Here is a 25,203-nt window from a genome sequence, read left to right as displayed (position 1 = left end):
ACGTGAGCTACCGGCCAGCTCTTGACGTATTGTCTGACGCGTGACCACCGAAACTCGTGCGCTGGCCAGCGATCTTTCCCTGGCTGTAGTGCGTCTCACCAGGCATCTGCGCGGCCGCAGAGTCGACGCTCAGGTATCGCTGACGCAACTGTCCGCCTTGGCGAGCCTGGATCAGTACGGCCCGATGACTCCTGGCGTACTCGCAGCACGTGAGAAAGTGCAGCCGCCGTCGATGACGCGCGTTGTTGCTTCTCTCGCCGAGCTCGGTCTGGTCGAGCGCTCGCCGCATCCCACGGACGGTCGTCAGATCATCGTGAATCTGTCCGACGCCGGGCAGGCGTTGCTCGCGGACGAAACCCATGCGCGCGAGGCGTGGATGAACGAGCAGCTGGCCGGGCTGGGTGGCGAAGAACTCGCGACGCTGCGCGGTGCTGTCGAGATCATCACCGAGATGGTCAACAAGACGGAGTAGCTCCGTGAGTTAGAGGTCGCGTAGCTCCGCTACCTAGAGGTCGTTGCCCAAACGAATTACTCGAGGGGCAAGATAGTGGGGTGCCCCGAGACCCCGATTCCGGCATGTTTGCCGCGCTCCACAACCGCAACTACCGCCTTTGGGCTTCCGGACAGATCGTTTCTCTGGTCGGCACGTGGATGCAACGCATCGCCCAGGACTGGCTGGTACTGACGCTCTCGGACGGCAACGCGCTGGCGGTGGGCATCGTCATGGCCTTGCAGTTCGGCCCGACGCTGTTCTTGTCGGTGTGGGGTGGGGTGCTTGCCGATCGGTACGACAAGCGTCGGATCCTGATCTTCACGCAGTGGGCGAGTGCGGTATGCGCGCTGGTGTTGGGTCTGTTGGACGTCGGTGGGCTCGTCGCGTTGTGGCATGTCTTCCTGATTGCCTTTGCCCTCGGCTGTGTCTCGGCGCTCGACGCACCCGTGCGTCAATCGTTCACCATCGAAATGGTGGGCAAGGAACACCTGTCCAACGCCATCGCGCTCAACTCCATGACGTTCAACACGGCCCGCATCGTCGGTCCGGCCATCTCGGGTGTGCTGATCAACCTGATCGGAACAGGGTGGGTGTTCCTGCTCAACGTCGCGACATTCGGTGGGGTGCTCATCGCGCTCTACCTGATGAACAAGAAGGAGTTGATCCCGTCGGAACCGGCCCCGCGCACCAAGGGGCAGGTGCGCGACGGGTTCCGATATGTATGGGGCCGCAAGGACCTTCGCGTGATCATGGTGTCGGTCTTCATGGTCTCGACCTTCGGCCTGAACTTCGCGATCAGCCTGGCGGTGATGGCGCGCAACACGTTCGGCCTCGAGGCCGACGGTTACGGATTGCTGTCCACGACGCTCGCCGTGGGCACCCTTGCCGGCGCTGCGTACGCCGCAAGACGGAAGGAAGCGCCGCGGTTGCGGACGTTCCTCGGTGCCGCCGTGGCTTTCGGTGTGTTCGAGGTCGCGGTGGGATTGATGCCCACATACGCGTTGGTGGCGCTGATGTTGATCCCCACGGGCGCACTGACGTTGACGTTCACGACGTCCGCGATGAACATCCTGCAGATGTCGGTGCCTTCCGAGATGCGCGGGCGGGTGATGGGTATCTACATGCTCAGTTTCCTCGGTGGCACACCGCTGGGAAGCCCGTTGCTGGGTTGGCTCGCCGACTCCGTGGACCCACGTGCGCCCTTGATCGTGGGCGGAGTGATCTCGCTCGTCTCGGGCACTGTGGCCGGGGTGTACCTGCTACGCAGCGAAGGGCTGAAACTTCGTCTTGCGCGACCGGAAGACGGTGGCAGGCTGCCGGTTTTCGTCCTGCGTCCGGTGATCGTATGCGACGCGACCGAACAGGCAGTCGAGGCTAGCCGCGCGCCGTGACCTTCTCACGCTTGGGAAACACCGTGTAGCTCAGGGCGATTGCTCCCCAGATTGCGAGTACCACTGTCAGCTTGCTGATCCATCCGTCGAGGGCTCCAGTGCGGGTGGGGTCGTCGACGAGGAAGATGGCCGCGCCGAGAAGTCCGCACGCGACGGCCCAGGCGATCGCGGCTTTGCCGAACTCGCGCCATTCGCGCAGTGCTCGCGCACTCCCGTACTTGGGTGGTACGACGGGAGCCGGGCCGCCGGCGAATCGGTAGGCGAACCTGGCGTCGGCCCAGGAGATGAGGCTGTGTCCGAACGCGACGGAGAATCCGATGTAGGCCGCGGCAAGCCCATGGGTGAAGTTCGCCTCGCCACCGCCACGAAGATCGAGGGCTGTGGCGACGAGCAGTACGACATCCACCAGGGGCGCGCAGATGAGCAGTGCGGCGCCCAGCGTTTTGCGGCGCAGTAGATAGCGGGCCGCGAGACCTGCGGCGATGAACACCCAGAACATGATTTCGCACGCGATGATCAAGTGGACGATCATGACATCAGCTCATTTCTAGTACGACTGTGTTAGTGATTGAAAACTAGCACAGCTGTGTTAGTTTTGTGAAGTGGTGAAACGTAGCAGTCCGGATGAGCGGCGTGAAGAGATCGCCGAGGCCGTGTGGCGTGTGATCCGTCGAGACGGTGTGGCGAGCGCCAGCGTCCGGGCGGTCGCGGACGAGGCGAAGATGTCGACGGGGTCGCTACGGCACTTCTTCGCGACGCAGTCCGAACTCTTGCTGTTCGCGATGACGCTCGTGACCGTCCGGGTGGAGGAAAGGATTGCCGGCATCGACTTCGATCCCGACATCCGCCGCGCGATACGTCAGTTCACCGATCAGTTCGTTCCCCTCGACCAAGATCGGCGTGAAGAAATGCAGGTTTGGGAGGCCTTTGCTGCTGCCGCCCAAGCCGATTCGGCGTTGACGGCCGTGCGTGACGAGACAGACCGGACCTTGTTCGAGCACTTTCGTTCGTTCGTGGAAGCGGCGCATCGAGCGGGTTTTCTACGGCCGGGTGCCTCGGTCGACATCGAGGCGATGAGATTGCATGCGCTCGCCGACGGGCTCGCGTCGCACGGCGTCGACAATCCCGAGCGAACCAATCCAGAGGTGATCAGCCAGGTGCTCGACGCGCATTTTGTCACGCTGTTGCGTTAGGTCGGGAGTAGTGGTGGGGGCTCGCGGTGCGTACGGCACGATAGACCCGTGGTTCACGTCATCGACATCTCAGATCCCGCCGACCCCCGGCTGGATGACTTTCGCGATCTCAACTCTTCGGATCGGCGCCCCGACCTCCCGGAGGGCAAGGGACTGGTCATCGCCGAGGGAGTGTTCGTCACTCAGCGACTGCTGACTTCGCGGTTCGAGCCGATCAGTCTCCTCGGCGTCGAACGACGGCTCCTGGAGCTCGCTGACGATCTCGACGGGGTGGACGTGCCGTTCTACCGTACGAGCGCCGAAGTGATGGCCGAGGTCGTCGGATTTCACCTCAACCGCGGCGTCCTCGCTGCAGCAGCACGCCCGGCACCGCTCGCGGTCTCGGACGTGTTGAAGGACGCGAAGACCGTCGTGGTTCTCGAAGGCGTCAACGATCACGAGAATCTCGGCTCGATGTTCCGCAACGCGGCGGGGCTCGGTGTCGATGCAGTTCTGTTCGGGAAGGGTTGTGCCGACCCGCTGTACCGGCGGTCGGTCCGTGTGTCGATGGGGCACGTGCTGCGAGTGCCCTTCGCGCATGTGGCAAAGTGGCCACACGACTTGGATGAGCTGCGTGGCAACGGTTTTCAGCTCATTTCCTTGACTCCGAATCCGGAAGCGGTCACTTTGGCCGAAGCGATGACCGGGGAGAAGGTAGCGCTACTGCTGGGCGCCGAGGGGCCAGGTTTGACCGAACATGCGATGCGGGCCACCGACATTCGTGCCAAGATACCGATGGCGCCCGGCACCGACTCGCTCAACGTCGCGACCGCAGCGGCGATGGCCTTCTACGAACGTGTCAGGACCGGCCGGTGACTCAGGACCGCACGCCCTGGTTCACCGGAATCGCGGTGTCGGTGTTCGCAGCCATGCTCTCGACCAGTGCCGTCGCGGCGTTCTGTGTCGCGCTGGGCAACGTGAACGTGCTCCTGGCGGTTGTCGTCAATGTCATTGCGGTAGGCGGACTTGCGCCGACCGTCTGGCGCTGGCGAGCCGTCCCCGTCTGGCGATGGGTGGTCTACGGCGCGGTAGCCGGCGTACCGCTCGGGTGGATCGCAGCGATAGCCGCGTGAACCTGTGAGGCTGCTCGGCGCTACTTGAAGCCGAAGTACCGAGCGAGGCGGCCGCGCGGCTTGGCCACCGGTGCGTCGTGGATCGGCGGCATGTTTTCGGGCATGGGTACCTCTGTCGGCGCCTGCTCGGGCATCGGCGCGGGGGCTGGTGGTGCAGGTTTGGGTGCCTCGCCGGGTCGGTGAATCTTGAAGCCCCACAGGAGAATCTGCGTTGTGTCGAGTTCGTGTTCTCGCGGCGCGCCGGTGTATCGAAATCCCAGCCACTCGAGGTTGGCGGACTCCGCGAACTGTTGCGGGTGGAACGGAAGTGACTGCGGATCAGGCAGGATCCCGGGCGGGTAACGCAGGGGATGGTTGCCGGCCCAGAATTCCAGTTCCCAGGTCTGTGGGATCCCCAGATTTTCGACGATGTCGATCGGGATGGCACTGAACGAGCGTCGTAGCTCGCCGTCCTCCCACAGTGCAAACGAACCGTGCGCGGTTTCGGGGACGGAGCTGATCAACAGCGTCGAGCCCCCCTCTGCCGAAAGGTGCCAGGAATCAGGCAGTTTCGAGGGGACGAAGGTGCTGAGTTCGGAGCTGCAGACGACACTCACTCGACCGTACGCGCCGACGAAGACGTAGCCGGGGCTCACCGTCGCGGCCATCGACAGCGGCTGAGGCCCGAGCGACTCGAACTCCTTGTCCGGGTACAGCGACATGGCGATTTTCAGGGCCTCGGTCTGATCCGGCTGTGGGTACCTGCTCAATTCGGTGCGAGCGTCTGCGCCGCCCAGAAACCAGATCGTCGATACCCGTGCAGCCACCGGCAGCCCTCTCTCCTCAGCCTCGCTCGAAAGAAGAATACTTTCCTTCGGGTCAGCGACCGCTGCTGCGGACCCCGAGGAGTACGTCGTCCCACGAGGGAAGAGCAGGCCGTCCGCGCTTGTCCTTGGTCTGCGTCTGCTGCGGAGCGGTTTTCGGGGTCACATCCGGTGCGGGTTCGGGAACCTCTTCGGTGACGACGGTTTCCGGCTCGACAGCAATCGGTTCGGGCGCCACGATCCGTTCCGCCACCACCGTCCGCTCGGGGACTACTGTGCGCTCGGAAACTGCTGTCCGCTCGGAAACTGCTGCGGGCTCGGGCTCGATCTCCGCCACCGGCTCGACGTCGAATCGGGACAGTTCGAGCTGCTGCGGCTCGTTCGAGACCACCGGTACCAGGCCGCGGAGTGGGCGACCGAAGTCAGGATCGATCAAGTCGAATGCCGCGTCGTCGAGTGCGACGATCGTTCCGCCGTGCGCGTCGGGCTGGTAGCGCCAGTGCGCGGCGTTGGTGGTGCGGCCGGCCTGCCACTGCAGCTGGGCGACCCACTGATTGTCCTCGTCGCGCCAGGCATCCCAGGTGGCCTCGTCGATACTGTGGCCGCGGGCGCGGAATGCGTGGGTCACGATTTCGGAGAGGGTGGGAACTGTCGGACCGTTGTCGCGCACCGGGTGTCCGCCCTGCGCCATTTCCGCGGCGCGGGAGCGCTCGAGCAGAACGGGGTACGCAAAGCGCTCGACCTTGCTGATGGGGATCTTCGCTTCTTCGGCGACCTGCTCTACGGAGGCACCGGAACGAATGCGCGCCTGAATTTCGCGGGGACGGAGTTGGCTTTCCATTTCGATCTCAATCTGGCCGAGTCGAGCCACGTCTCCGCGGGAAGCTGCACGAAGTTTGTCATCGGCGGGAAGCCGGAATTTCTGGCCGGTTTCAGCATCTGCGCACACCACATGCGATCCATCGGGTTCAAGTCCGATCACTCGAAGCTCTCGCACATTGACCTCCTTATCGCGCCGGCTCGCGACTTTGCGCCGCGCTCAACTGTAATTCATTCGTGACCATGGACTCGGCAGGACACGCAGGGCGAGATGACCTCGGATCCGCCCACCGGTGTGGTAGCTCACAAGGCCTGGCGCAAACGACGCTCGGCCCCCGACGTCATGCCGGGGGCCGAGCGGTGAAGCAAATGTGAAAATCAGCCGAGCTGAGAAACGACCCAGTCGATGCTCTTGGTGAGAGCGGTGACGTCATCGGGGTCGATGGCCGGGAACATGCCGACGCGCAGCTGGTTGCGGCCGAGCTTGCGGTACGGCTCGGTATCGACGATTCCGTTGGCGCGCAGGATCTTTGCCACCTCGGCAGCGTCGACGTCGTCGTTGAAGTCGATGGTGCCGACAACCTGCGAGCGGTGTGCCGGATCAGCGACGAACGGCGTTGCGAACTCACTGGCCTCGGCCCAGTTGTACAGGCGCGAGGACGAATCCGCGGTGCGAGCGGTAGTCCAGTCGAGGCCGCCGTTGCTGTTCATCCACTCGATCTGGTTGGCGAAGAGCAAGAGGGTGGCCAGGGCCGGGGTGTTGTACGTCTGATCCTTGGAGCTGTTGTCCACGGCGATGGGCAGCGAGAGGAAGTCAGGCGTCCAGCGTCCCGAATCCTTGATCTCCGCGACGCGTTCGAGGGCGGCCGGGCTCATCAGCGCGATCCACAGTCCGCCGTCTGCAGCGAAGCACTTCTGCGGAGCGAAGTAGTAGACGTCGGAATCGGCGACATTGACCGGAAGTCCGCCGGCGCCCGAGGTGGCGTCGATGGCGATCAGTGCGTTCTCCGAACCCGCGGGACGCGAGACGGGGATCGACACACCGGTGGAGGTCTCGTTGTGCGCCCAGCCGATGAGATCGACGGACGGGTCGGAGACCGGCACCGGTGCGCTGCCCGGATCGGCGGAAACGACGATCGGGTCACCGATGAACGGGTTGGCCTTGGCGACCGAAGCGAACTTGGAGCTGAATTCGCCGTTGGTCAGGTGCAGCGACTTCTCGCGGATGAGGCCGAATGCGGCCGCATCCCAGAACGCAGTGGTTCCGCCGTTGCCGAGGACGACCTCGTAGCCCTCGGGCAGTGAGAACAGATCGGCGAGGCCGGAACGAATGCTGGCCACAACGTTCTTGACCGGCTTCTGGCGATGGCTGGTGCCGAACACCGAAGCGCCCACCTCGACCAGGGACTGCAGCTGCTCGGGGCGAACCTTGGAAGGACCGCAGCCGAAGCGTCCGTCGGCGGGCTTGAGGTCGGCGGGGATGATCGGTGTGGAGGTCATCGCTTCTTTCTGTTCCTTCACTTGTGTTCTGTACTACCGTGATTGGCGAATTCGAGCGGGGTACTACGCGTGGCTGATCTGGTCCCAGCCCTCGACCGACTCCGGAGTACGGGGCGCCGGGCCGGTGTAGATGGCGGCCGGGCGTACCAGTTTACCGAGACGCTTCTGCTCGAGGATGTGTGCACACCAGCCGGCGGTGCGGCCACAGGTGAACATGGCGGGCATCATGTGCGCGGGAACCTCGGCGAAGTCGAGGATGACGGCGGCCCAGAACTCGACGTTGGTCTCGATCGCGCGATCGGGACGACGCTCACGCAGTTCTGCCAGTGCAGCCTGCTCGAGAGCTGCGGCAGCCTCGTAGCGGGGAGCGTTGAGGCGCTTCGCCGTGGCGCGGAGCACGCGTGCACGGGGATCTTCGGCGCGGTAGACGCGGTGTCCGAAGCCCATGAGCTTTTCCTTGCGGTCGAGGATTCCCTTGACCAGTGCGCGGGCGTCGCCGGTCTTCTCGGTCTCTTCGATCATCGGAAGAACTCGGGCCGGTGCGCCGCCGTGCAGCGGGCCGGACATCGCGCCGATGGCGCCGGAAAGCGAAGCCGCGACGTCGGCGCCCGTGGAGGCGATGACGCGGGCCGTGAAGGTGGAGGCGTTCATGCCGTGCTCGGCTGCCGAGACCCAGTACGCGTCGATTGCCTCGACGTGTGCCGGATCGGGCTCACCCTTCCAGCGAACCATGAAGCGTTCGGTGACGGTCTTGGCCTCGTCGATGCGGCTCTGCGGGACTGCCGGCTGGTAGATGCCGCGAGCGGACTGCGCGACGTACGACAGCGCCATGACGGATGCGCGGGCGAGCTGGTCGCGGGCGGTCTCGTCATCGATGTCGAGGAGCGGCTGGTAGCCCCAGATGGGAGCCAGCATCGCCAGTCCGGCCTGAACGTCGACACGGACGTCGCCGGTGTGAATGGGGAGGGGGAACGGCTCGGCCGGCGGGAGGCCGGGGCCGAAGCGGCCGTCGACGAGAAGGGCCCATACGTTGCCGAAGGTGACCCTCTGGCCGACCAGGTCTTCGATGTCGACTCCGCGGTAGCGCAGTGCGCCGCCGTCCTTGTCGGGTTCTGCGATATCGCTGGTGAAGGCGACGACGCCTTCGAGTCCGCTCACAAAATCGTCCGGTATTGCTGCGCTCGCTGCCATTCTCGTGGACTCTCCTCGTTCGAGTGCGCCAGGTCTACAGTCGCACTGCCTCAGCTTCAGTGACTGCGCCTCGGTGCTCGCAGGGATGAGCACGCACCGTGTTTTGTACTGCGCAATCGTCTCGTCCCGATTCGGCGCTGTCGCTGGTGCGGCTCGCGGTCCGGGTCGGGTCTAGCCACGGCAAACTTTAGCGCGTGCCGCGTAGCCGTTGGCCAGTGAGTACCCGGGAGTAGCGTTCTCGGCTGTGTCGAATGAACGTCAGGACCCGCAGGCGGTGGACAACGAACTCGCGGCCATGCGTGTGGGCTATCCGCAAGCAGGCAGCGAATCGGAGTCCGTCGAGGACCGCATGAGTGCGGAATTGGATACTTCGGTTGTCGAAACCGGTTGGCTGCCCCTCATGCGCCAATGGCTCGTGGACGCCGTCGAAGCTGACGCGCCGGAGCCCAACGCCATGACTCTGTCGACGGTGGACGACGGTGGCCGTCCGGCGTCGCGCACCGTGCTCTGCAAAGGGCTCAGCGAGGACGGCGTCCTCTTCTTCACCAACTACGGATCCGACAAGGCTCGTCACCTCGACGCCCACCCGTACGCGTCGGCGAACTTCACGTGGCTGACCCTTGCCAGGCAGGTGATCGTCCGCGGCACCACCGAGCGGGTGAGTGCTCAACTGACGCAGGAGTATTGGCGAACCAGGCCTCGAGGTTCACAGCTCGGCGCGTGGGCGTCGTCGCAGTCTCGTCCGATCGACTCGCGTGCCGATCTCGACGAGCAACTGCGTGAGGTCGCTGCTCGATTCGGCGTGGACGGTGAGATTCCGGTGCCACCGAACTGGGGCGGGATTCTGATTCGGCCCGAGTCTGTCGAGTTCTGGCAAGGACGCGCGAACCGCATGCACAATCGAGTTCGCACGAGCCTGGTCGACGGACAGTGGTCCGCCGTCCGTCTCCAGCCGTGAGCCGGCTACTCGCGGACACGACTCCGCTCGAGAATCGCGACTATCGACGGCTGTGGACGGCCGGCATCGTCACCGTCATCGGCGCTCAGCTCAGCGTGGTCGCCGTACCGCAACAGGTGTACGAGATCACCCGAAGCTCGGCCTACGTCGGTCTGACGGGAATCTTCGGTCTGGTCCCGCTGGTCGTTTTCGGTCTGTGGGGCGGCGCACTGGCCGACGTCATGGATCGACGACGGCTGTTGATGATCACCTCGATCGGACTCGGCGTCACGTCGGTGCTGTTCTGGATCCAGGCTGCCCTGAACGTGAACAACGTGTGGTTGGTGCTCGGATTGTTCTCGGTTCAACAGGCGTTCTTCGCGGTGAACCAGCCGACGCGAGCGGCGATCATCCCTCGGTTGATTCCGGGCAGGCAGTTACCTGCCGCGAACTCGCTGAACATGACTGTCGTGCAGTTCGGTGCGATAGCCGGCCCGCTACTGGCGGGTGTCCTCATACCGTCGGCCGGTCTGCAACTGCTGTACCTGCTCGACTCGATCTTTCTTCTCGCCACACTGTGGGCGGTATGGAAGCTCCCGGCGATTCCGCCGACCGGAACGTCTCGGCGAGCCGGATTGAGCGAGGTCCTCGGCGGTTTCACGTATCTCGCGACGCAGAAGGTTCTGCTCGCGTCGTTCGTGGTGGACATCATCGCGATGGTGTTCGGGATGTCGCGAGCACTGTTCCCGGAGATCGCTCACGAATCCTTCGGTGACCCCGCCAGCGGCGGTTTTGCGCTGGGACTGCTGTTCGCGGCGATGTCGGTGGGAGCCGTTCTGGGCGGAGTCTTCTCGGGTTGGTTGCCACGGGTTCAGTACCAGGGGCGAGCCGTTCTGGTCTGCATCGCGCTGTGGGGGCTGTCCATGGTCGGCTTCGGCGTTGCCGTGTACTTCGCGAGTCCCGGTTCCAGTGTGATTCTGCTCTGGGTGGCGGTCGCATTCCTGGCATTCGGCGGAGCCGTCGACATGGTCTCGGCGGCTTTCCGCAGCACGATGCTCCAGCAAGTGGCAACCGACGACATGCGCGGACGACTGCAGGGCGTGTTCATCGTGGTCGTGGCGGGTGGTCCGCGTATCGGTGACGTGCTGCACGGCGGTGCAGCCTTCCTGTTCGGGACCGGTGTCGCGGCAGCGGGCGGCGGCTTCCTGGTGATTGTCGGTGTTGTCCTTTCTGCCCTCGCATTTCCGGCATTCGTTCGCTACAAGGTGGGACGCGCCGTCTGACGTCCTGGTTAACCGGTCGCTCGTGGTGGAAACTGGTACGTATGACTGCGCCGCACAGCACGGGTAGGGGAGGGTTCGAGATCCGTGGTGGAGGCTATCGAGCCGAGATCGCCGCGGCCGGTGCCGGGTTGCGGCTACTCGATCACGAAGGACCGAACGGTCAGCGCGCGCTGACCGAGACCTGGGCACTCGGATCGAAGCCACCGCTGTCGGCCGGATTGGTTCTCGCGCCGTGGCCCAACCGAATTCGCGACGGGCACTTCATGTTCGACGGGATCGAGCATCAACTCGAGATCACCGAACCTGCGCTGGGGAACGCGAGCCACGGGTTCGTCCGGCGTCGCAATTGGAGCCTCGTGGACCACACGTACGAGCGCGTCGAACTGTCGGTCGACGTGGGACTTCACAAGGGTTGGCCCTATCCGTTGCAGCTGACGGTCGCCTACGAGGTCGGTGCCGACGGACTGACCGTCACGCACACGGCCACGAACAAGGGTGCGACCTCGTCGCCGTTCGGGCTCGGAATGCACACCTTCATTCGCGCCGGCGACTTTCCGCTCGACGAATGTGCTCTGCATCTGGCAGCAGGCACGCGGTTGCCGATCGATCCGGCGAGGATGCTGCCGAACGCGTATTCGCAGGCAGTCGCCGGTACGGACTACGACTTCCGGACACCGAGACTGCTTGCCGGGGTGCAGTTGGACACTCCGTACAGCGCATTGGACGTCGTCGACGGCAGTGGTCGCACGCAACACGAGCTGCTGGCTCCGGATGGAACGGGCACTGCCCTGTGGACCAACCGCGAGTTCCCGTGGATTCAGGCCTTCATCGCAGATCCCGCCAACGACAAGGGGTATCCCGATCGCGGCCGCGCATTGGCTTTGGAGCCGATGACCTGCCCGCCTGACGCCTTCAACTCGGGCATCGATCTCCTGGTGCTTCATCCGGGTCAGACCTGGACGGGTAGCTGGGGCATCAAGGCGCTGTGATCCGGCTCTCATACCGTGGGATCGTGTAACACCAGGTAGGCATCAGCCGATAACAATAGGTTTTCGGTACCCCGTGTCAGTGGTCCGGAAGGTCCGACGTTGCTCCCGTTCTTGAATTGCAGCCGAGATTTGCAGATCAGTGTGGGTAAATGCGCGATTCCGTAGACTGGAGTACCGGTCACGCGAATGGGAAAGCCCAGACTGGAACATGTTTCAGTTTCGGTGGGTATGTCGGGTTCGTGAGTACCCGAAAAATAGCCGTGGAGCGACCCTCCTTCGGCACGATCTCTCCCGTGCGACTAGTTTCTAGTTGATCGCATGTAGTTACTCGTTGGTTCGAGCTTGAGAGGGATCCTTCGTGCCCGCTGACAATGACACAAAGCCCACGCTTACTTACCCCGGTGGTGAGTACACGATGTCCATTGCCAGGGCAACAGAGGGCAATGACGGCATCGAGCTGGGAAAGCTGCTGGCCACAACGGGGTACACCACCCTTGACCCCGGTTTTGTGAACACTGCATCCACCAGTTCTGCAATCACCTACATCGACGGTGAGAAGGGAATCCTGCGTTACCGTGGATATCCCATCGAGCAGTTGGCAGGTAAGTCGACGTTCATCGAGGTCAGCTACCTGCTGATCTACGGCGAACTGCCGACCGACGCCCAGCTCGAGTCCTTCACGGACCGCATCCGTCGACACACCCTGCTTCACGAGGACCTCAAGCGGTTCTTCGACGGATTCCCGCGCAACGCTCACCCGATGCCGGTTCTCTCGTCCGCAGTGAACGCATTGTCGGCGTACTACCAGGATTCGCTCGATCCCGAGGATCCGGAGCAGGTGGAACTGTCCACCATCCGTCTTCTCGCGAAGCTGCCGACCATCGCTGCGTACGCGTACAAGAAGTCCGTCGGACAGCCGTTCCTGTACCCGGACAACTCGTTGAACCTGGTCGAGAACTTCATGCGTATGACGTTCGGCTTCCCCGCCGAGCCGTACCAGGGTGATCCCGAGGTCGCCAAGGCACTCGACATGCTGCTGATCCTGCACGCCGACCACGAGCAGAACTGCTCCACGTCGACCGTGCGCATGGTCGGCTCGTCGGACGCCAACCTGTTCACCTCCGTCTCGGCCGGCATCAACGCACTGTGGGGCCCGCTGCACGGCGGCGCCAACCAGGCAGTGCTCGAGATGCTCGACGAGATCAAGGCCAGCGGCAGCACCGCAGCCGAGTTCGTCCGCAAGGTCAAGAACAAGGAAGACGGCGTGAAGCTCATGGGCTTCGGGCACCGCGTCTACCGCAACTACGATCCGCGCGCTGCGCTGGTCCGCGAAACCGCGCACACCATCCTCGCCAAGCTCGGCGGCGACGACGAACTGCTCAACATCGCAATGCAACTCGAAGAGGCCGCCCTCACGGACGACTACTTCATCGAGCGCAAGCTCTACCCGAACGTCGACTTCTACACCGGCCTCATCTACCGCGCGATGGGCTTCCCGCCGCGCATGTTCACGGTGCTGTTCGCCATGGGCCGTCTGCCCGGCTGGATTGCGCACTGGCGTGAAATGCACGAGGATCCGGCTACGAAGATCGGCCGCCCGCGCCAGATCTACACCGGCTACACCGAGCGTGACTACAGAGACATCACGTCCCGCTAGCCCCTGCCCCCAATTTTCGCCTCAACGAGGAGGACCCATGAGTAGCAAGCCCGTAATCGAGTTCCAGGAAGGCCCCGCGCCGACCGATCTGGTCATCAAGGATCTGGTTGTCGGAGAAGGCGCCGAAGCCGTTCCCGGTGGCACCGTCGACGTTCACTACGTCGGTGTCGAGTTCGAGTCCGGCGAAGAGTTCGACTCTTCCTGGAGCCGTGGCGAGTCCATTCAGTTCCCGCTTCGTGGCCTGATCAAGGGCTGGCAGGACGGCATCCCGGGCATGAAGGTCGGCGGACGCCGTCAGCTCACCATTCCGCCGGAGCTGGCATACGGCCCCGCCGGTGCAGGGCACCAGCTTTCCGGCAAGACCTTGGTCTTCGTGATCGATCTGCTGGACGCCAAGTAATCCACTGTGCGCCTTTACTAACCCCCCGCGGTTAATAAAGGCGCACAGCACAAGCAGCCCCGCACCGTCAGGTGTGGGGCTTTCTTGTGTGGTCAGCTCGCGGTCTTTCGTCGGTAGAGCCAGTTCGACCACACGAATCCCACGGCGGCGATGCCCAGGCACCACGCGAGGGCGATGGCCGCGCTGTTCCCGATCGGCGTGCCCATCAGGAGTCCGCGCACAGTCTCGATGATCGGAGTCACCGGTTGGTGCCGGGCAAACCCCTGCAGCCAGGACGGCATGGTCTCAGCCGGTACGAAAGCAGTGCTGACGTAGGGCAGGAACATGATGGCGAAGGTGAATCCGCTTGCAGCCTCCGGGTTCTTGGCCAAGAGTCCCAAAGCTGTCGAGAGGTACGACATGGCAAAGACGAAGGCGACGATCACAGCGGCGACGCCGAGCCAGCGCAACGGATCGCTGGTCGGGCGAAATCCCATGATCAGCGCAACCACGACCACGATCGCCGTAGTCAGGACGTTGCGGACGACGCTGGCCAGTACATGACCGGTCAGGACCGACGGCGGAGATATCGCCAAGGTCCGGAAACGGTCGATGATCCCGTCCTTCATGTCGCTCGAGACGCTGACCGCGGTGGTCGAGGCGCCGAAACCGGCGCACAGAAGGATGATTCCGGGCACTACGTAGTCGATGTACTCGCTACCGGTGTTGATGGCGCCGCCGAAGACGTAGACGAACAGCAGCATGAGCATGACCGGAAGGGCTATCGCGGTGATCATCGAATCCGGACTGCGCAGAACGTGTTTGAGATTCCGGCGGAGCATCACCGCGGAATCGATTGCAATGGTGGAGGTCATCGAACGCTCGCAATCTCGGGTTGGCCTGATCCGGTGAGCGCGAAGAACACGTCGTCCAGATCCGGAGTGTGAACGGAGAACTTCTCGACGGTGATCGACGGATCGTCGATCGAGTCGAGGATCGCTTTGATCGACGGAACTGCCCCGTCGGAAGGGATGTGCAGGGTCAAGGTCTCGGCATTCGAATGCGCCTGCGGCAGTGATGCCGCGGCGAGTTCGAGTTGGGCCAGGTTCTCGAATTGCAGTGCGACGTGGCCGCCGGGAACAAGGCGTTTGAGTTCGTCCGGTGTTCCCTCGGCGACGATGCGGCCGCCGCTCAGCACGCCGACCGTATCGGCCAATTCGTCTGCCTCGTCGAGGTATTGGGTGGTGAGGAAGATGGTGACGCCTGACGCTGTGAGTCCTCGAACGATCGACCACATGTCGTGGCGGCTTCGCGGGTCCAGGCCGGTGGTGGGTTCGTCGAGAAAGACGACGTCCGGTCGGGCGACGAGGCTCATTGCGATGTCGAGTCGTCTGAGCATGCCGCCCGAGTAGTTGCCGGCGCGTTTGTCGCCGAAGTCCGTCAAAACGAACTGGTCGAGCAATTCCTCGGCACGGCGACGGGAGTTCTTCCGGCCCAGGTGATTCAGTTCGCCCAGCAGGGTGAGGTTCTCGAATCCGGTCAGCAAGGTGTCGACGGCTGCGTACTGCCCGGTCACGCTGATGCGCCGCCGAACGTTCTGTGGATCTCCGGGCAGTGAATGCCCCGCGACCATGACCTCACCTCCGTCGAAGGGGATGAGGGTGGTGAGAATTCTTACGGCCGTGGTCTTTCCGGCGCCGTTCGCGCCGAGGAGGGCGTACACCGATCCGGCCGGGACCGACAGGTCGAGTCCAGCCAGTACCTGTTGATCGCCGTAGCGCTTACGGAGTCCGCGGACCGAGATTGCGGGGATCGTTCCTGACATCGAGACCTCCAAGTAAGAACTGTGTATGTAATAAACTCGTGTTTATAGCGTACACAGTTCTAGGATGATGGCAAGAGTGAAGAGTGGGAGCTTATGGATCGCGGAGCGCTACCGAGAGCAGTTGAACTGGCCTGGGGACTGGACCAGCCGGGAACGCGGGGTCCGAAGAAGGGGCTCAGTCTCGAGCAAATTCTCGACACCGCGATCGAATTGGCCGACGCAGAAGGCGTCACCGCTCTGTCGATGGGCCGCGTGGCCAAAGCGCTCGGGTTCACGACCATGTCGCTCTACCGCTACGTGGCAAGCAAAGACGAACTGATCGAACTGATTTCGGATCGGGTGATCGGGCCGCCGCCGGTAATTCCCGACGGCGTGACCTGGCGCGTCAAGCTCGAGGCGTGGGCGAATCAGGAGTACGCCACGATGCTGAGTCGACCGTGGTGGCTCAAGCTGCCCATCACGGCTCCACCGACCGGGCCCAACAACATGGCGTGGCTCGACGCGGGTCTGAGCGCCCTCGACGGGGTCGCCCTGAGCGCCGCGTCGAAGTTCCAGGTGGTGACCAACGTGTCGTTGTTCGTCATCGGCCGCGCTCGATTCTCGGCTGACCTGGCGTCTCGTTCAGCGCAGTCGGCAGACGACGACGTCGCATACGGTGCTCTCATTGCTCGTGTCATCAATCGGGAGGGATTCCCCTACCTGAGTGCCGCAATCGAGGAAGGCGGCTTCGAGGACGGCAGCCCGGAGGGTGAGGCCGCCGGCGACGATGCCTTCGATTTCAGTTTCTCGCTCGGCTTACTTCTCGACGGAATCGAGAAGCTGGTGCAGCGGTCAGGACACCAGCGCGGTGGCGCTGACGTCGTCGATGATCAGATCGGTGATCAGCCCGCCCCGTAGTGCTCCCTCCAGGGCCGGCAGTTTTGCTGTTCCGGCGACGATGCACACGCGTCTGGCGACCTTCTCGAAAAGGTCCAGTCGCGGGCCGCTCGCGCGCTCGTTGAGTTCGATTCCGCGGTAGCTCCCGTCCGACCGGAAGAAGACGGTTGCGATGTCGCCGACCACTCCGTCGCGTCGAAGTGCTTCTGCTTCATCGGGTTCGAGGTATCCGGCGGTGTAGACGTGACTCGGTACGTTGCCGCCCGGTACGCCGATGCTGAAGACTGCCAGGTCCATTCGCTTCTGCATGTCCAAGACGCGTTTGATGCTTCGTTCGCGCCACAGTTGCTCCCGGGTTTCCGGGTAGTCGAAGAAGGCAGGCACCGGAAATCCTTGTGGCAGAGCACCGTAGGCGTCGGCGATGGTTCTGATGATGTCGCTGGCGTAAGAGATTCCGGTGGTGCGAGTATTCGCGGCGCCGTTGAGTTGCACGACGTACGAGTTGTACGTGCGTTTGGGGGCAAGGTGCTTGCTGACTTCACTGAGTGTGGTTCCCCAGGCGATCCCCATCACCATGTCGCTGTCGAAGAACGACGCCAGCAGGCGTCCTGCAAAGGTTGCGACCTTTTCGAGTCGCTCGAGATCTCCCACCAGTTCCGGCACGGTCACCACGTGGGCGCGCACTCCGTACCGTTCCGAGAACTCGCGTTCGATGCGAGGAGCCTGGCCGTGCGGGGTGCTGATCTTGATCTCGACGAGACCCGAGGTGCGCGCGTAGGTGATCAATCGGGAGACGGTGGATCGGGACACCCCCATGTCGCGGCCGATGGCAGCCATGGTCTGGTCCTGGAAGTAGTAGAGGCGTGCGGCCTGAACTGCGTCGGCGATGCGCGGGTCCGCCGGATCGGAGGTAGCGGAGTCCGAAGTGGGAGTTTCCATGGGTTCGTCCTGTCTGCACGTACGTGCAAGAGCATTGAACCGAATCTTATCCGAGTAGGCCCAGGCCGAGGCGCTCGATCACGCAAAGTCCCAGAAGTGTGTCTGTTACCCGCGTTACGGTGCGCAAATGGGGCATTTGCACATATGTGCACGAGCTATGCGTGAATGTGCAAACGGCCTTACGCTACGGGTGCAGCAATCCAAACTATGACATGCATCACAACGAAGTGAGGGTGGGGATGGAGAAAGCCAAGCGATTAGGGCTTCCAGGCGAGTTGGCAGCCGAGTTCGCCGGAACGATGATCTTGATCTTGTTCGGCGTCGGAGTTGTGGCGCAGGTTGTGTCCGGCGGGAGCGGTGGGGGTCTCGGCGGACACGACAGTATCGCGTGGGCCTGGGGACTCGGCGTCATGTTCGGCATCTATGTCGCAGGCCGGGTGACGGGTGCTCATCTGAACCCCGCAGTGACCTTCGCCTTTGCGATCTTCCGGGGATTCTCCTGGCGCAAGGTCCTGCCCTACACGCTGGCGCAGACCGCTGGAGCCTTTGTCGCGGCCCTGATCGTCCGGTGGAATTACAACGACATGCTCAATGCCATCGATCCCGGACACACAACGGCGACTCAGACGATCTTCTCGACGATGCCCGGAAACGGAACGCTCCCGGTCAGTCTGGGATCAGCGCTGATAGATCAGATCATCGGCACGGCGATCCTGTTGTTCCTCATCGTTGCGGTGACCGATACTCGGGGAACTCCGCCGCTCGCGAATCTTGCGCCCTTCGTCGTCGGTTTGATCGTGGTGGCAATCGGATTCGCATGGGCGACCAACGCGGGTTACGCCATCAATCCGGCCCGTGACTTCGGTCCGCGGCTGGCGTCGTATCTCACCGGTTACGGCAGCGCCTGGCGAGATCAGTACGGGAGCCTGTATTTCTGGGTGCCCATCGTGGGGCCGCTGATCGGCGCTCCGATCGGGGTGTTCCTCTACGACAAGCTGATTGGTCGATTCCTGCCTGACGAGTCGGTGGAGAAGGCAGCCGAGGAGCCGGCCACGATACCGGCCTGATGGCGAATCATCATCTCTGACAGTAAATCTTTCGCACTTTCTTCGACACCAAAGGGGTAGCACGATGGCGCAGTTCGTAGCCGCGATAGACCAGGGAACCACCTCCACGCGATGCATGATCTTCGATCACAGTGGGCACGTAGTCGCTGTCGAACAGCACGAGCACACACAGATCTTTCCGCAGGCAGGCTGGGTCGAACACGATCCGATCGAAATTTGGGACAACGTCCGCAACGTCACCGCGGGCGCCTTGGCCAACGCAGATCTGACCGCGGCCGACATCGCATCCGTCGGCATCACCAATCAGCGTGAGACGGCAGTGGTCTGGGAACGAGCAACCGGAAAGCCCGTTTACAACGCCATCGTCTGGCAGGACACACGCACCGATCGAATCTGTACTGCACTCGCCGGCGAAGACGGCCCCAGGAAGTACACCGAAGTCACCGGATTGCCGTTGGCCACGTACTTTTCGGGCCCCAAGGTCAAGTGGATTCTCGACAACGTCGAGGGCGCGCGTGAGAAGGCCGAAGCAGGCGAGTTGTGCTTCGGCACGATGGACACCTGGGTGCTGTGGAACATGACCGGCGGCGTCGACGGCGGAGTGCACGCTACCGACCCCACCAACGCGTCGCGCACTCTGTTGATGGATCTCGACACTCTCGCTTGGGATTCGGCGATCTGCGCCGACATGGGCATCCCCGAATCGATGCTCCCCGAGATTCGCAGCTCGTCCGAAACTTTCGGATTCGTGCGCGAACGCGGAACGTTGTCCGGCGTGCCGATCGCCGGAATCCTCGGCGATCAGCAAGCAGCGACTTTCGGTCAGGCCTGCCTCTCGCCCGGAGAAGCGAAGAACACCTACGGAACCGGCAACTTCGTGCTCCTCAACACCGGCACCGAAAAGGTGATGAGCAAGAACGGCTTGTTGACGACGGTCTGTTACAAGATCGGTGAGCAGCCAACGGTTTACGCACTGGAAGGATCGATCGCCGTGACCGGTTCGCTGGTCCAGTGGCTTCGGGACAACCTCGGCATGATCGACAACGCGGCCGACATCGAGGTGAACGCGCGCTCTGTGGACGACAACGGTGGCGCGTACTTCGTGCCCGCGTTCTCGGGCCTGTTTGCACCGCATTGGCGCGCGGATGCACGCGGTGCGATCGTCGGTCTGACAAGGTTCGTGAACAAGGGGCACCTTGCCCGGGCGGTGCTCGAAGCGACTGCGTACCAGAGTCGTGAGGTGATCGAGGCGATGAACCTCGACTCGGGTGTCGACTTGAAGGTTCTCAAGGTCGACGGCGGAATGGTCGCGAACGAACTCCTCATGCAATTCCAGGCCGATCTGCTCGACGTCGAGGTGATCCGCCCTGTCGTTGCGGAGACCACGGCATTGGGCGCTGCGTACGCCGCTGGTCTCGCGGTCGGGTACTGGGAGAGCGAGGACGACATTCGCAGCAACTGGGCGAAGGACAAGAGCTGGACGCCGTCGATGGATTCGGCCGAGCGTGAGCGCCTGTATGCAGGCTGGCAGAAAGCCGTCACTCGGACACTCGACTGGGTCGACGCAGACTGATCGCGGCGCCCCCATTTCTACCTATTTTCAAGTGAAGGAACAGTTTTCATGAGCACAGCACAAGCATTGAGTCCGTCCTCGCGGGCGGAGTCGCTGAAGAAGTTGGAAGAAACCGAACTCGACGTCCTCGTTATCGGCGGTGGCGTGGTCGGAGCGGGTAGCGCGCTCGACGCCGCAACTCGCGGTCTGAAGGTGGGCTTGGTGGAGGCTCGCGACTTCGCGTCCGGAACCTCGAGCAGGTCGAGCAAGCTGTTCCACGGCGGACTGCGTTACCTCGAGCAGTTCAATTTTGCGCTCGTGTTCGAGGCACTGCGTGAGCGGTCGCTGGTTCTGAATTCGCTGTGCCCGCATCTCGCGAAGCCGGTGCCGTTCATCTACCCACTCGAGAAGTTGATCGACCGGCCGTACGTCGGTCTGGGCATCGGCGTCTACGACGTGATGGGCGCAGGCCGCGGGGTTCCCTCACACCACAAGCATGTGGGCAAGAAGAAGACTCTCGAATCGTTCCCGTCCGGAAAGCGCTCTGCTATCCGGGGTTCGGTCAAGTTCTACGAGGGTCAGGTAGATGACGCCCGCCACACGATGATGCTGGCGCGCACGGCGGCCGAGTACGGTGCGCTGTGCGTCAACAGCACCCGCGTAATCGGCTTTCTCCGTGAGGAGGACCGCGTAGTCGGGGTGAAGGCCGTGGATCTGGAAACAGGTCGCGCGTTCGAGATCCGTGCTCGTCAGGTCATCAACGCCGCCGGTGTGTGGACTGACGAGATTCAGGAAATGGTCGGTGGTCGAGGACAATTCCAGGTTCGCGCTTCGAAAGGTGTGCATTTGGTCGTCCCGCGAAACCGCATCAACTCTGCGACCGGAATCATCACGCGGACCGAGAAGAGTCTGCTGTTCGTGATTCCGTGGGGAAGCCACTGGATCATCGGTACGACGGACACCGACTGGAACCTCGACCTCGCCCATCCGGCAGCGAGCCGAAGCGATATCGACTACATCCTCGGACATGTCAACAAGCTCCTTCAGGACGAGTTGACGCACGAGGACGTCGTCGGTGTGTACGCGGGGTTGCGTCCGTTGCTGTTCGGCGAATCGGATTCGACCAGCACTCTCTCGCGTGAGCATGCGGTGTCGAGTCCGGTCCGAGGTTTGACGGTGGTCGCCGGTGGCAAGTACACCACTTACCGCGTGATGGCCAAGGACGCTGTCGATTCCGCGGTGCACGGATTGGAACAGAAGGTGCCGAAGTCCTGCACCGAGCGTATCCAACTTGTGGGTGCCGACGGCTACTTTGCCGCGCACAACAATCGGCATCTCACCGCTGAGCGCACGGGACTGCACGTTTCGACCATCGAGCACCTACTGGGTCGGTACGGCACTCTGGCTGACGAGTTGTTCGAACTCGTCGAGGCGCGACCGGAACTGGGGCAGCCGTTGGACTCCGCCCCCGAGTACCTCAAGGCGGAGATCCACTACGCTGCGAGCCATGAGGGTGCGCAGCATCTCGACGACATCCTCACCCGTCGTACCCGCATCTCCATCGAGGTTACCGATCGCGGCGATGCGGCAGCTACCGAAGTGGCGGAACTGGTTGCGCCGGTGCTGGGTTGGACTCCCGAGCACATTGCCGAGGAGATCGAACACTACCGGTTGCGTGTTGCAGCCGAGCGGGAATCTCAGGAGCAGCCCGATGACCTGACCGCTGATGCGGCGCGCCTCGGTGCACCGGACGTTCGAACCGGAGTCACTGTCGGACAGGTTTGAGTCCGGGACACCACCAATGATCGGCCGGGGCACTGCGTCCCGGCCGATCGGCAGAACTGGCTCGGTGTCAATCGAACTCGTCTGACGGGCATTCAGGGAGGTCGATCGTCACCACCGCGCCCCCGTTCGGATGGTTCGAGAAGTTGATACGAGCGCCGATGACCGCCGCTTGTCCCACTACGATCGTCAAGCCGAGGCCCAGGCCTGAGTTCGGGCCGCGTTCGACGGAGTTGGTCTGAAATCTCCTCGGCCCCTGACGAAGCCACTCTTCAGTGAACCCGATGCCCCGATCCCGCACCGTGACGCGGGAGTGGTCGACGTCGACATTGATCGGCGGCTTACCGTGATTTCGAGCATTCAAGATCAGGTTGGCGATGATCCGCTCGAGCCGACGTGCGTCGGTGTGCGACACAGGGGTCCCGTGAACTCTCACTTTGCACTCCACCCCGGTGGTGGAAATCGCGTGGTGAACCACCGGTGCCAGTTCCACCGATTGGATGTCAGCCTGCTCGGAGGTGGTGTCGAGGCGGGCCACTTCGATGACGTCCTCGGCGAGCCTCCTGAGTTTGTGGACGCCGTCGCGCACCAATTCGGTTGGCCTACCGGGTGGCAGGAGCTCTGCGGCGCCGACCAGTCCGGAGATGGGTGTTCTGAGATCGTGCGCGATGTTGGCTGTCACGCGCTTCTCGGCGTCCAGTTGTCCCCGCAGCGCATCCGACATTGCGTCGACCGCATCCGCCAGCTCGGTGATCTCGTCGTCGAAGAGTGACCAGGTGACCGAGCGGACGCGGATGTTCGCTCCGGTAGACACTTTGCGGGCCGCACGGGCGGCCGAGCGCAATCGATACGACATCGCGAGTCCAAGCAGCACACCCAGGACGGCACCCGCTGCGATCACTGCGATGGTGGCGTTGCGAAGTGTCCGATCGACGCTGGCGATCGATTCCCGCTGCGCGGTGTACGGGACGCGAATCGCCACCACCTGAGTGTTGACGTCGGCAGCAGCCCAGACAAATGGCTGGTCCCCGCTGTCGACAAGGTAGGTGGCACGTTTGCCGCCCGCCACGGCCTGACGCAACTCTTCCGGAACGTCGAGACCATCTGTGGTGGCGCGGAACAGCGCACGCATGCTGCCCGTTTCGTCCTGCAGCACCAGTTGGAGATTGCGATCAGCTGCCGCCCGCGCTGCATCCTCTTGGTTGTGTGAAAAGGTTTGATGCATCACGGTACTGAGCGTGATCGAGGCGACGGCGATCACGAACGTGATGGCCGCCGCGATCTTCCACTGAAACGACAACCGCCTCCCGGTGGACGGGAGCTTGGCGGCGAGATCCCGCGATCTCACCGATGGTTGTCCATCGTGTAGCCGAACCCCCGGACGGTCCGGATCTGTTCGGAGCCGATCTTCGTGCGCAATCGCTGAACGTGAACGTCGACGATGCGCGTATCGCCGCCCCAGTCGTAATCCCAGACGTCCGAGAGCAGTTCGGAGCGAGACCAGACTTTGCGCGGCACACTCACCATGACCAGGAGCAGCTTCATTTCGGTGGGCGTGAGAGCCACTTCGGCGCCCGAACGCGTGACGGTCACCAACTCGCGATCGATCTCCAGATCGCCGAGAGTCACGATGTCTTTCTCCGTACCGGAATGGGATTCGACCCGCCGGAGCACACTTCGGATACGGGCCACCAGGACACCGCTGTCGAAGGGCTTGGTGACGTAGTCGTCGGCACCGGCTTCCAATCCGAGAACGATGTCGACCGGGTCGTCGCGCGCGGACAGCATGATGACCGGCACCGACAGTTCCTCACGAATGCGTCGGCACAGGCTGATTCCGTTCAGGTCGGGAAGCATCACGTCGAGGACGGCGATATCCGGCTTGGTGTCGACCGCCATATCCATTCCGGTCAACCCACCCGATGCGGTGATCACCCGAAACCCGTTGCGTTCGAGATTCAATTGCGTTGCTTCGCGTATGACAGCGTCGTCTTCGACCAGCAAAATCAACGGATCGGTCATCGGCCTTCGCTTTCATGGGAACGGAACACTCTCAAACCCTTCACCGGTCCACTTGTATGCAGTCGACGATTGACAGAACTCCGGAATGCCGGGGTCTTTGCACAGGTCGACCATGACCGACAATCCTCCGGTTGAGCCGACGACGTAGCGTCCTGGGTCTTGCACTCCGAAGACTTTGTGAGCGCCCGATTCGTCGATCTGGTAGACGAATCCGGCGACCATGAAGCTGACCGGTGGGGCCGGTCGTCCCCAGATGCCGACAGACTCGCAGGTGAAGACATTGACGACGGCATCTTGCCAAACGGCGCCTGTCACGGGGGAATACCGGATTTCGAAGGGGAAGTTCGCATCACCGCACAGTCGGAGACTGTCCTTGACCGCATCGGACACTTCCGGGTCTGCTCTGAGGAGGGCAACAGGATCGATGCTCAAGCCCTGTGAGAGATCCGAGGGGTCGAGTGATGCTGCGATATTCGGAGTGGGTTCTGATTCAGGCTCGGTGGAACAGGAGGCGAGAGCAAACGCGACCGGCAGGCAAACACCGGCGAGCATTGCGCGGCGACGGCGATCAATCACGGATGAACTCCATTCCATCCCAGTGGAACTCGGTCCGAAGCGGTGGACGGGGGCAACATTCGAACTCCGGTGGCCGCGGATCCGTTTCCAGGACAGACAAACTCGCGGCGCGTTGACCGCTGACGATGAACTTTCCGCGCTCTTCGACGGAGAACAGGCGCTCACCCAGTTCGGGATCGTCTTCACTCGAACCGGCCTTGCCGCTGCGGTAGACGTAGCCGGCAAGGTTGACCGAAATCGACACTCCGGTCCCGGGTTGGTGGGCCGGTTGGCACGGATACACATTCATGACGACGAGTTCGGTCTCCGGCACGATACGCGGTGCGCCTGGATCGAGAAGGATGGACCCGACCGAGATCGGATACCAGTCAGGGCACGACCGAAGTTCTGTCTTCACTCCCTCGGACACCCCAGGATCGTCGAGGAGCGCCCGGCCCAACCTCGAGTTTTCGGCAACCCGTCTGGCCAGGTCTGCAGGTTGTGTGACGGGCAACCCGGTGGAAGCGACATCGCCTTCGATCACAACGCCCTGGGTGGACGCGCAGCCGGTGATCACGGACGCTCCGAGGGTTGCTGCCGCGAGCGCTGTACCGAACAGGCTGCGAGTACGGTCTGATCGACCGCCGCAGATGTCACTCCGATACAACACGTTCCCCTCCCCGGCCGCTGCGAACCCTCTCATCGGCATGTGCGTTTTCATACGATCACAGGTGATCTCGATATCGGAGTTTTGCCACCCACCGTTACGTAATCGTATGAATGTCAGGACCGTCGAGAGTTGGTACGCGACCGACGGAATTCTGTTACGAAACCGATG

Annotated in this window: 26 protein-coding genes; 14 read left to right on the top strand and 12 right to left on the bottom strand. The window is 62.9% G+C overall.

Annotation, left to right across the window (positions count from 1 at the left end):
* The first annotated feature begins 40 nt into the window (after positions 1 to 40).
* Both RA302_RS22600 and RA302_RS22595 read left to right on the top strand, forming a co-directional pair.
* On the top strand, positions 41 to 472 hold the full coding sequence (locus RA302_RS22600) for a MarR family transcriptional regulator (RefSeq protein WP_003939901.1): 432 nt from the start codon (positions 41 to 43) through the stop codon (positions 470 to 472).
* A gap of 104 nt (positions 473 to 576) precedes the next feature.
* A complete protein-coding gene (locus RA302_RS22595; protein ID WP_007733487.1) occupies positions 577 to 1,884 on the top strand; it encodes an MFS transporter in 1,308 nt (435 codons plus the stop codon).
* Here RA302_RS22595 and RA302_RS22590 read toward each other — a convergent pair.
* The gene (locus RA302_RS22590) at positions 1,868 to 2,416 is read right to left on the bottom strand and encodes a hypothetical protein (protein WP_030535364.1); all 549 of its coding nucleotides are present in this window, start codon (positions 2,414 to 2,416) and stop codon (positions 1,868 to 1,870) included. The two genes, RA302_RS22595 and RA302_RS22590, sit on opposite strands and share 17 nt — an antisense overlap.
* A 70-nt stretch (positions 2,417 to 2,486) precedes the next feature.
* On the opposite strand from RA302_RS22590, the gene RA302_RS22585 reads away from it, so the two are divergent.
* From RA302_RS22585 to RA302_RS22575, 3 genes are read left to right on the top strand one after another with little or no spacing between them, the layout of a single operon-like run.
* Positions 2,487 to 3,077, top strand: a complete 591-nt coding sequence (locus RA302_RS22585; RefSeq protein ID WP_030535365.1) for a TetR family transcriptional regulator C-terminal domain-containing protein — start codon at positions 2,487 to 2,489, stop codon at positions 3,075 to 3,077.
* A 48-nt stretch (positions 3,078 to 3,125) separates the two neighbouring features.
* Entirely contained in the window at positions 3,126 to 3,932 is an 807-nt protein-coding gene (locus RA302_RS22580; RefSeq protein WP_003939731.1) for an RNA methyltransferase, read from the top strand.
* Entirely contained in the window at positions 3,929 to 4,189 is a 261-nt protein-coding gene (locus RA302_RS22575; protein WP_030535366.1) for a DUF2537 domain-containing protein, read from the top strand. The genes RA302_RS22580 and RA302_RS22575 overlap by 4 nt, the downstream gene beginning before the upstream one ends.
* 20 nt (positions 4,190 to 4,209) lie before the next feature.
* Here the strand turns inward: RA302_RS22575 and RA302_RS22570 are convergent, their stop codons facing one another.
* The 4 genes from RA302_RS22570 to RA302_RS22555 form a co-directional block, all read right to left on the bottom strand.
* Positions 4,210 to 4,995, bottom strand: coding sequence for a hypothetical protein (locus RA302_RS22570; protein ID WP_030535367.1), 786 nt, complete (start codon positions 4,993 to 4,995; stop codon positions 4,210 to 4,212).
* 52 nt (positions 4,996 to 5,047) lie between these two features.
* Positions 5,048 to 5,989 (bottom strand): septation protein SepH, encoded by a 942-nt coding sequence (gene sepH / locus RA302_RS22565; RefSeq protein ID WP_030535368.1) that lies wholly within the window; start codon positions 5,987 to 5,989, stop codon positions 5,048 to 5,050.
* Positions 5,990 to 6,189: 200 nt separating this feature from the next.
* The gene (gene serC, locus RA302_RS22560; protein ID WP_007733484.1) at positions 6,190 to 7,311 is read right to left on the bottom strand and encodes a phosphoserine transaminase; all 1,122 of its coding nucleotides are present in this window, start codon (positions 7,309 to 7,311) and stop codon (positions 6,190 to 6,192) included.
* A 63-nt stretch (positions 7,312 to 7,374) separates the two neighbouring features.
* A complete protein-coding gene (locus tag RA302_RS22555; RefSeq protein WP_003940025.1) occupies positions 7,375 to 8,502 on the bottom strand; it encodes a citrate synthase 2 in 1,128 nt (375 codons plus the stop codon).
* A 244-nt stretch (positions 8,503 to 8,746) separates the two neighbouring features.
* On the opposite strand from RA302_RS22555, the gene pdxH reads away from it, so the two are divergent.
* From pdxH to RA302_RS22530, 5 genes are all read left to right on the top strand, one after another.
* Positions 8,747 to 9,460 carry a pyridoxamine 5'-phosphate oxidase gene (gene pdxH, locus RA302_RS22550; protein ID WP_007733483.1) on the top strand — a complete coding sequence of 238 codons (714 nt, stop codon included), beginning with the start codon at positions 8,747 to 8,749 and terminating at the stop codon, positions 9,458 to 9,460.
* Positions 9,457 to 10,722: an MFS transporter gene (locus RA302_RS22545; RefSeq protein ID WP_021332219.1), complete on the top strand. Its 1,266-nt coding sequence runs from the start codon at positions 9,457 to 9,459 to the stop codon at positions 10,720 to 10,722. The genes pdxH and RA302_RS22545 overlap by 4 nt, the downstream gene beginning before the upstream one ends.
* 41 nt (positions 10,723 to 10,763) lie before the next feature.
* A complete protein-coding gene (locus tag RA302_RS22540) occupies positions 10,764 to 11,711 on the top strand; it encodes an aldose 1-epimerase family protein (protein ID WP_003939677.1) in 948 nt (315 codons plus the stop codon).
* Between the two features lie 358 nt (positions 11,712 to 12,069).
* Positions 12,070 to 13,368: a citrate synthase gene (locus RA302_RS22535; protein ID WP_003940509.1), complete on the top strand. Its 1,299-nt coding sequence runs from the start codon at positions 12,070 to 12,072 to the stop codon at positions 13,366 to 13,368.
* Between the two features lie 37 nt (positions 13,369 to 13,405).
* Positions 13,406 to 13,768 carry an FKBP-type peptidyl-prolyl cis-trans isomerase gene (locus RA302_RS22530; RefSeq protein WP_003940440.1) on the top strand — a complete coding sequence of 121 codons (363 nt, stop codon included), beginning with the start codon at positions 13,406 to 13,408 and terminating at the stop codon, positions 13,766 to 13,768.
* A gap of 92 nt (positions 13,769 to 13,860) precedes the next feature.
* On the opposite strand, the gene RA302_RS22525 is transcribed toward RA302_RS22530, so the two are convergent.
* Entirely contained in the window at positions 13,861 to 14,622 is a 762-nt protein-coding gene (locus tag RA302_RS22525; protein ID WP_007733480.1) for an ABC transporter permease, read from the bottom strand.
* Complete coding sequence (locus tag RA302_RS22520; protein WP_030535369.1) at positions 14,619 to 15,572, bottom strand: ATP-binding cassette domain-containing protein; 954 nt, start codon at positions 15,570 to 15,572, stop codon at positions 14,619 to 14,621. Before RA302_RS22520 ends, RA302_RS22525 begins: the two co-directional genes overlap by 4 nt.
* A gap of 93 nt (positions 15,573 to 15,665) precedes the next feature.
* Here RA302_RS22520 and RA302_RS22515 point away from each other — a divergent pair, with 93 nt between their 5' ends.
* Entirely contained in the window at positions 15,666 to 16,469 is an 804-nt protein-coding gene (locus RA302_RS22515; protein ID WP_007733476.1) for a TetR/AcrR family transcriptional regulator C-terminal domain-containing protein, read from the top strand.
* Here the strand turns inward: RA302_RS22515 and RA302_RS22510 are convergent.
* Positions 16,404 to 17,387 carry a sugar-binding domain-containing protein gene (locus RA302_RS22510; RefSeq protein ID WP_007733475.1) on the bottom strand — a complete coding sequence of 328 codons (984 nt, stop codon included), beginning with the start codon at positions 17,385 to 17,387 and terminating at the stop codon, positions 16,404 to 16,406. The two genes, RA302_RS22515 and RA302_RS22510, sit on opposite strands and share 66 nt — an antisense overlap.
* A gap of 239 nt (positions 17,388 to 17,626) precedes the next feature.
* Here RA302_RS22510 and RA302_RS22505 point away from each other — a divergent pair, with 239 nt between their 5' ends.
* From RA302_RS22505 to RA302_RS22495, 3 genes are all read left to right on the top strand, one after another.
* Positions 17,627 to 18,454 (top strand): MIP/aquaporin family protein, encoded by an 828-nt coding sequence (locus RA302_RS22505; protein ID WP_003940085.1) that lies wholly within the window; start codon positions 17,627 to 17,629, stop codon positions 18,452 to 18,454.
* Between the two features lie 64 nt (positions 18,455 to 18,518).
* The gene (glpK, locus tag RA302_RS22500; RefSeq protein WP_003939742.1) at positions 18,519 to 20,027 is read left to right on the top strand and encodes a glycerol kinase GlpK; all 1,509 of its coding nucleotides are present in this window, start codon (positions 18,519 to 18,521) and stop codon (positions 20,025 to 20,027) included.
* 48 nt (positions 20,028 to 20,075) lie between these two features.
* A complete protein-coding gene (locus RA302_RS22495) occupies positions 20,076 to 21,791 on the top strand; it encodes a glycerol-3-phosphate dehydrogenase/oxidase (RefSeq protein WP_030535370.1) in 1,716 nt (571 codons plus the stop codon).
* A 67-nt stretch (positions 21,792 to 21,858) separates the two neighbouring features.
* Here the strand turns inward: RA302_RS22495 and RA302_RS22490 are convergent, their stop codons facing one another.
* From RA302_RS22490 to RA302_RS22475, 4 genes are read right to left on the bottom strand one after another with little or no spacing between them, the layout of a single operon-like run.
* On the bottom strand, positions 21,859 to 23,136 hold the full coding sequence (locus tag RA302_RS22490; RefSeq protein ID WP_030535371.1) for a HAMP domain-containing sensor histidine kinase: 1,278 nt from the start codon (positions 23,134 to 23,136) through the stop codon (positions 21,859 to 21,861).
* On the bottom strand, positions 23,133 to 23,810 hold the full coding sequence (locus tag RA302_RS22485; RefSeq protein WP_030535372.1) for a response regulator transcription factor: 678 nt from the start codon (positions 23,808 to 23,810) through the stop codon (positions 23,133 to 23,135). Before RA302_RS22485 ends, RA302_RS22490 begins: the two co-directional genes overlap by 4 nt.
* Before the next feature lie 12 nt (positions 23,811 to 23,822).
* Entirely contained in the window at positions 23,823 to 24,386 is a 564-nt protein-coding gene (locus tag RA302_RS22480; RefSeq protein ID WP_007733471.1) for a hypothetical protein, read from the bottom strand.
* A complete protein-coding gene (locus tag RA302_RS22475) occupies positions 24,379 to 25,035 on the bottom strand; it encodes a hypothetical protein (protein ID WP_003939689.1) in 657 nt (218 codons plus the stop codon). The genes RA302_RS22480 and RA302_RS22475 overlap by 8 nt, the downstream gene beginning before the upstream one ends.
* Between the last annotated feature and the right edge of the window lie 168 nt (positions 25,036 to 25,203).

This window comes from Rhodococcus sp. DN22 (assembly GCF_036669995.1).
In the GTDB taxonomy this organism is placed as follows: Bacteria; Actinomycetota; Actinomycetes; order Mycobacteriales; family Mycobacteriaceae; genus Rhodococcus_F; species Rhodococcus_F erythropolis.
Note: the sequence above shows the minus strand (reverse complement) of the source record. Positions and strands in the feature narration are given on the sequence as shown.

Bases quoted from the DNA above. Each gene is read 5' to 3' on its own strand.
- RA302_RS22595 (WP_007733487.1), top strand. From the start codon at position 577: ATGTTTGCCGCGCTCCACAACCGCAACTACCGCCTTTGGGCTTCCGGA.
- RA302_RS22590 (WP_030535364.1), bottom strand. From the start codon at position 2,416: ATGATCGTCCACTTGATCATCGCGTGCGAAATCATGTTCTGGGTGTTC.
- serC (WP_007733484.1), bottom strand. From the start codon at position 7,311: ATGACCTCCACACCGATCATCCCCGCCGACCTCAAGCCCGCCGACGGA.
- RA302_RS22555 (WP_003940025.1), bottom strand. From the start codon at position 8,502: ATGGCAGCGAGCGCAGCAATACCGGACGATTTTGTGAGCGGACTCGAA.
- RA302_RS22540 (WP_003939677.1), top strand. From the start codon at position 10,764: ATGACTGCGCCGCACAGCACGGGTAGGGGAGGGTTCGAGATCCGTGGT.
- RA302_RS22530 (WP_003940440.1), top strand. From the start codon at position 13,406: ATGAGTAGCAAGCCCGTAATCGAGTTCCAGGAAGGCCCCGCGCCGACC.
- RA302_RS22525 (WP_007733480.1), bottom strand. From the start codon at position 14,622: ATGACCTCCACCATTGCAATCGATTCCGCGGTGATGCTCCGCCGGAAT.
- RA302_RS22520 (WP_030535369.1), bottom strand. From the start codon at position 15,572: ATGTCAGGAACGATCCCCGCAATCTCGGTCCGCGGACTCCGTAAGCGC.
- RA302_RS22515 (WP_007733476.1), top strand. From the start codon at position 15,666: ATGGATCGCGGAGCGCTACCGAGAGCAGTTGAACTGGCCTGGGGACTG.
- RA302_RS22510 (WP_007733475.1), bottom strand. From the start codon at position 17,387: ATGGAAACTCCCACTTCGGACTCCGCTACCTCCGATCCGGCGGACCCG.
- RA302_RS22505 (WP_003940085.1), top strand. From the start codon at position 17,627: ATGGAGAAAGCCAAGCGATTAGGGCTTCCAGGCGAGTTGGCAGCCGAG.
- glpK (WP_003939742.1), top strand. From the start codon at position 18,519: ATGGCGCAGTTCGTAGCCGCGATAGACCAGGGAACCACCTCCACGCGA.
- RA302_RS22495 (WP_030535370.1), top strand. From the start codon at position 20,076: ATGAGCACAGCACAAGCATTGAGTCCGTCCTCGCGGGCGGAGTCGCTG.
- RA302_RS22485 (WP_030535372.1), bottom strand. From the start codon at position 23,810: ATGACCGATCCGTTGATTTTGCTGGTCGAAGACGACGCTGTCATACGC.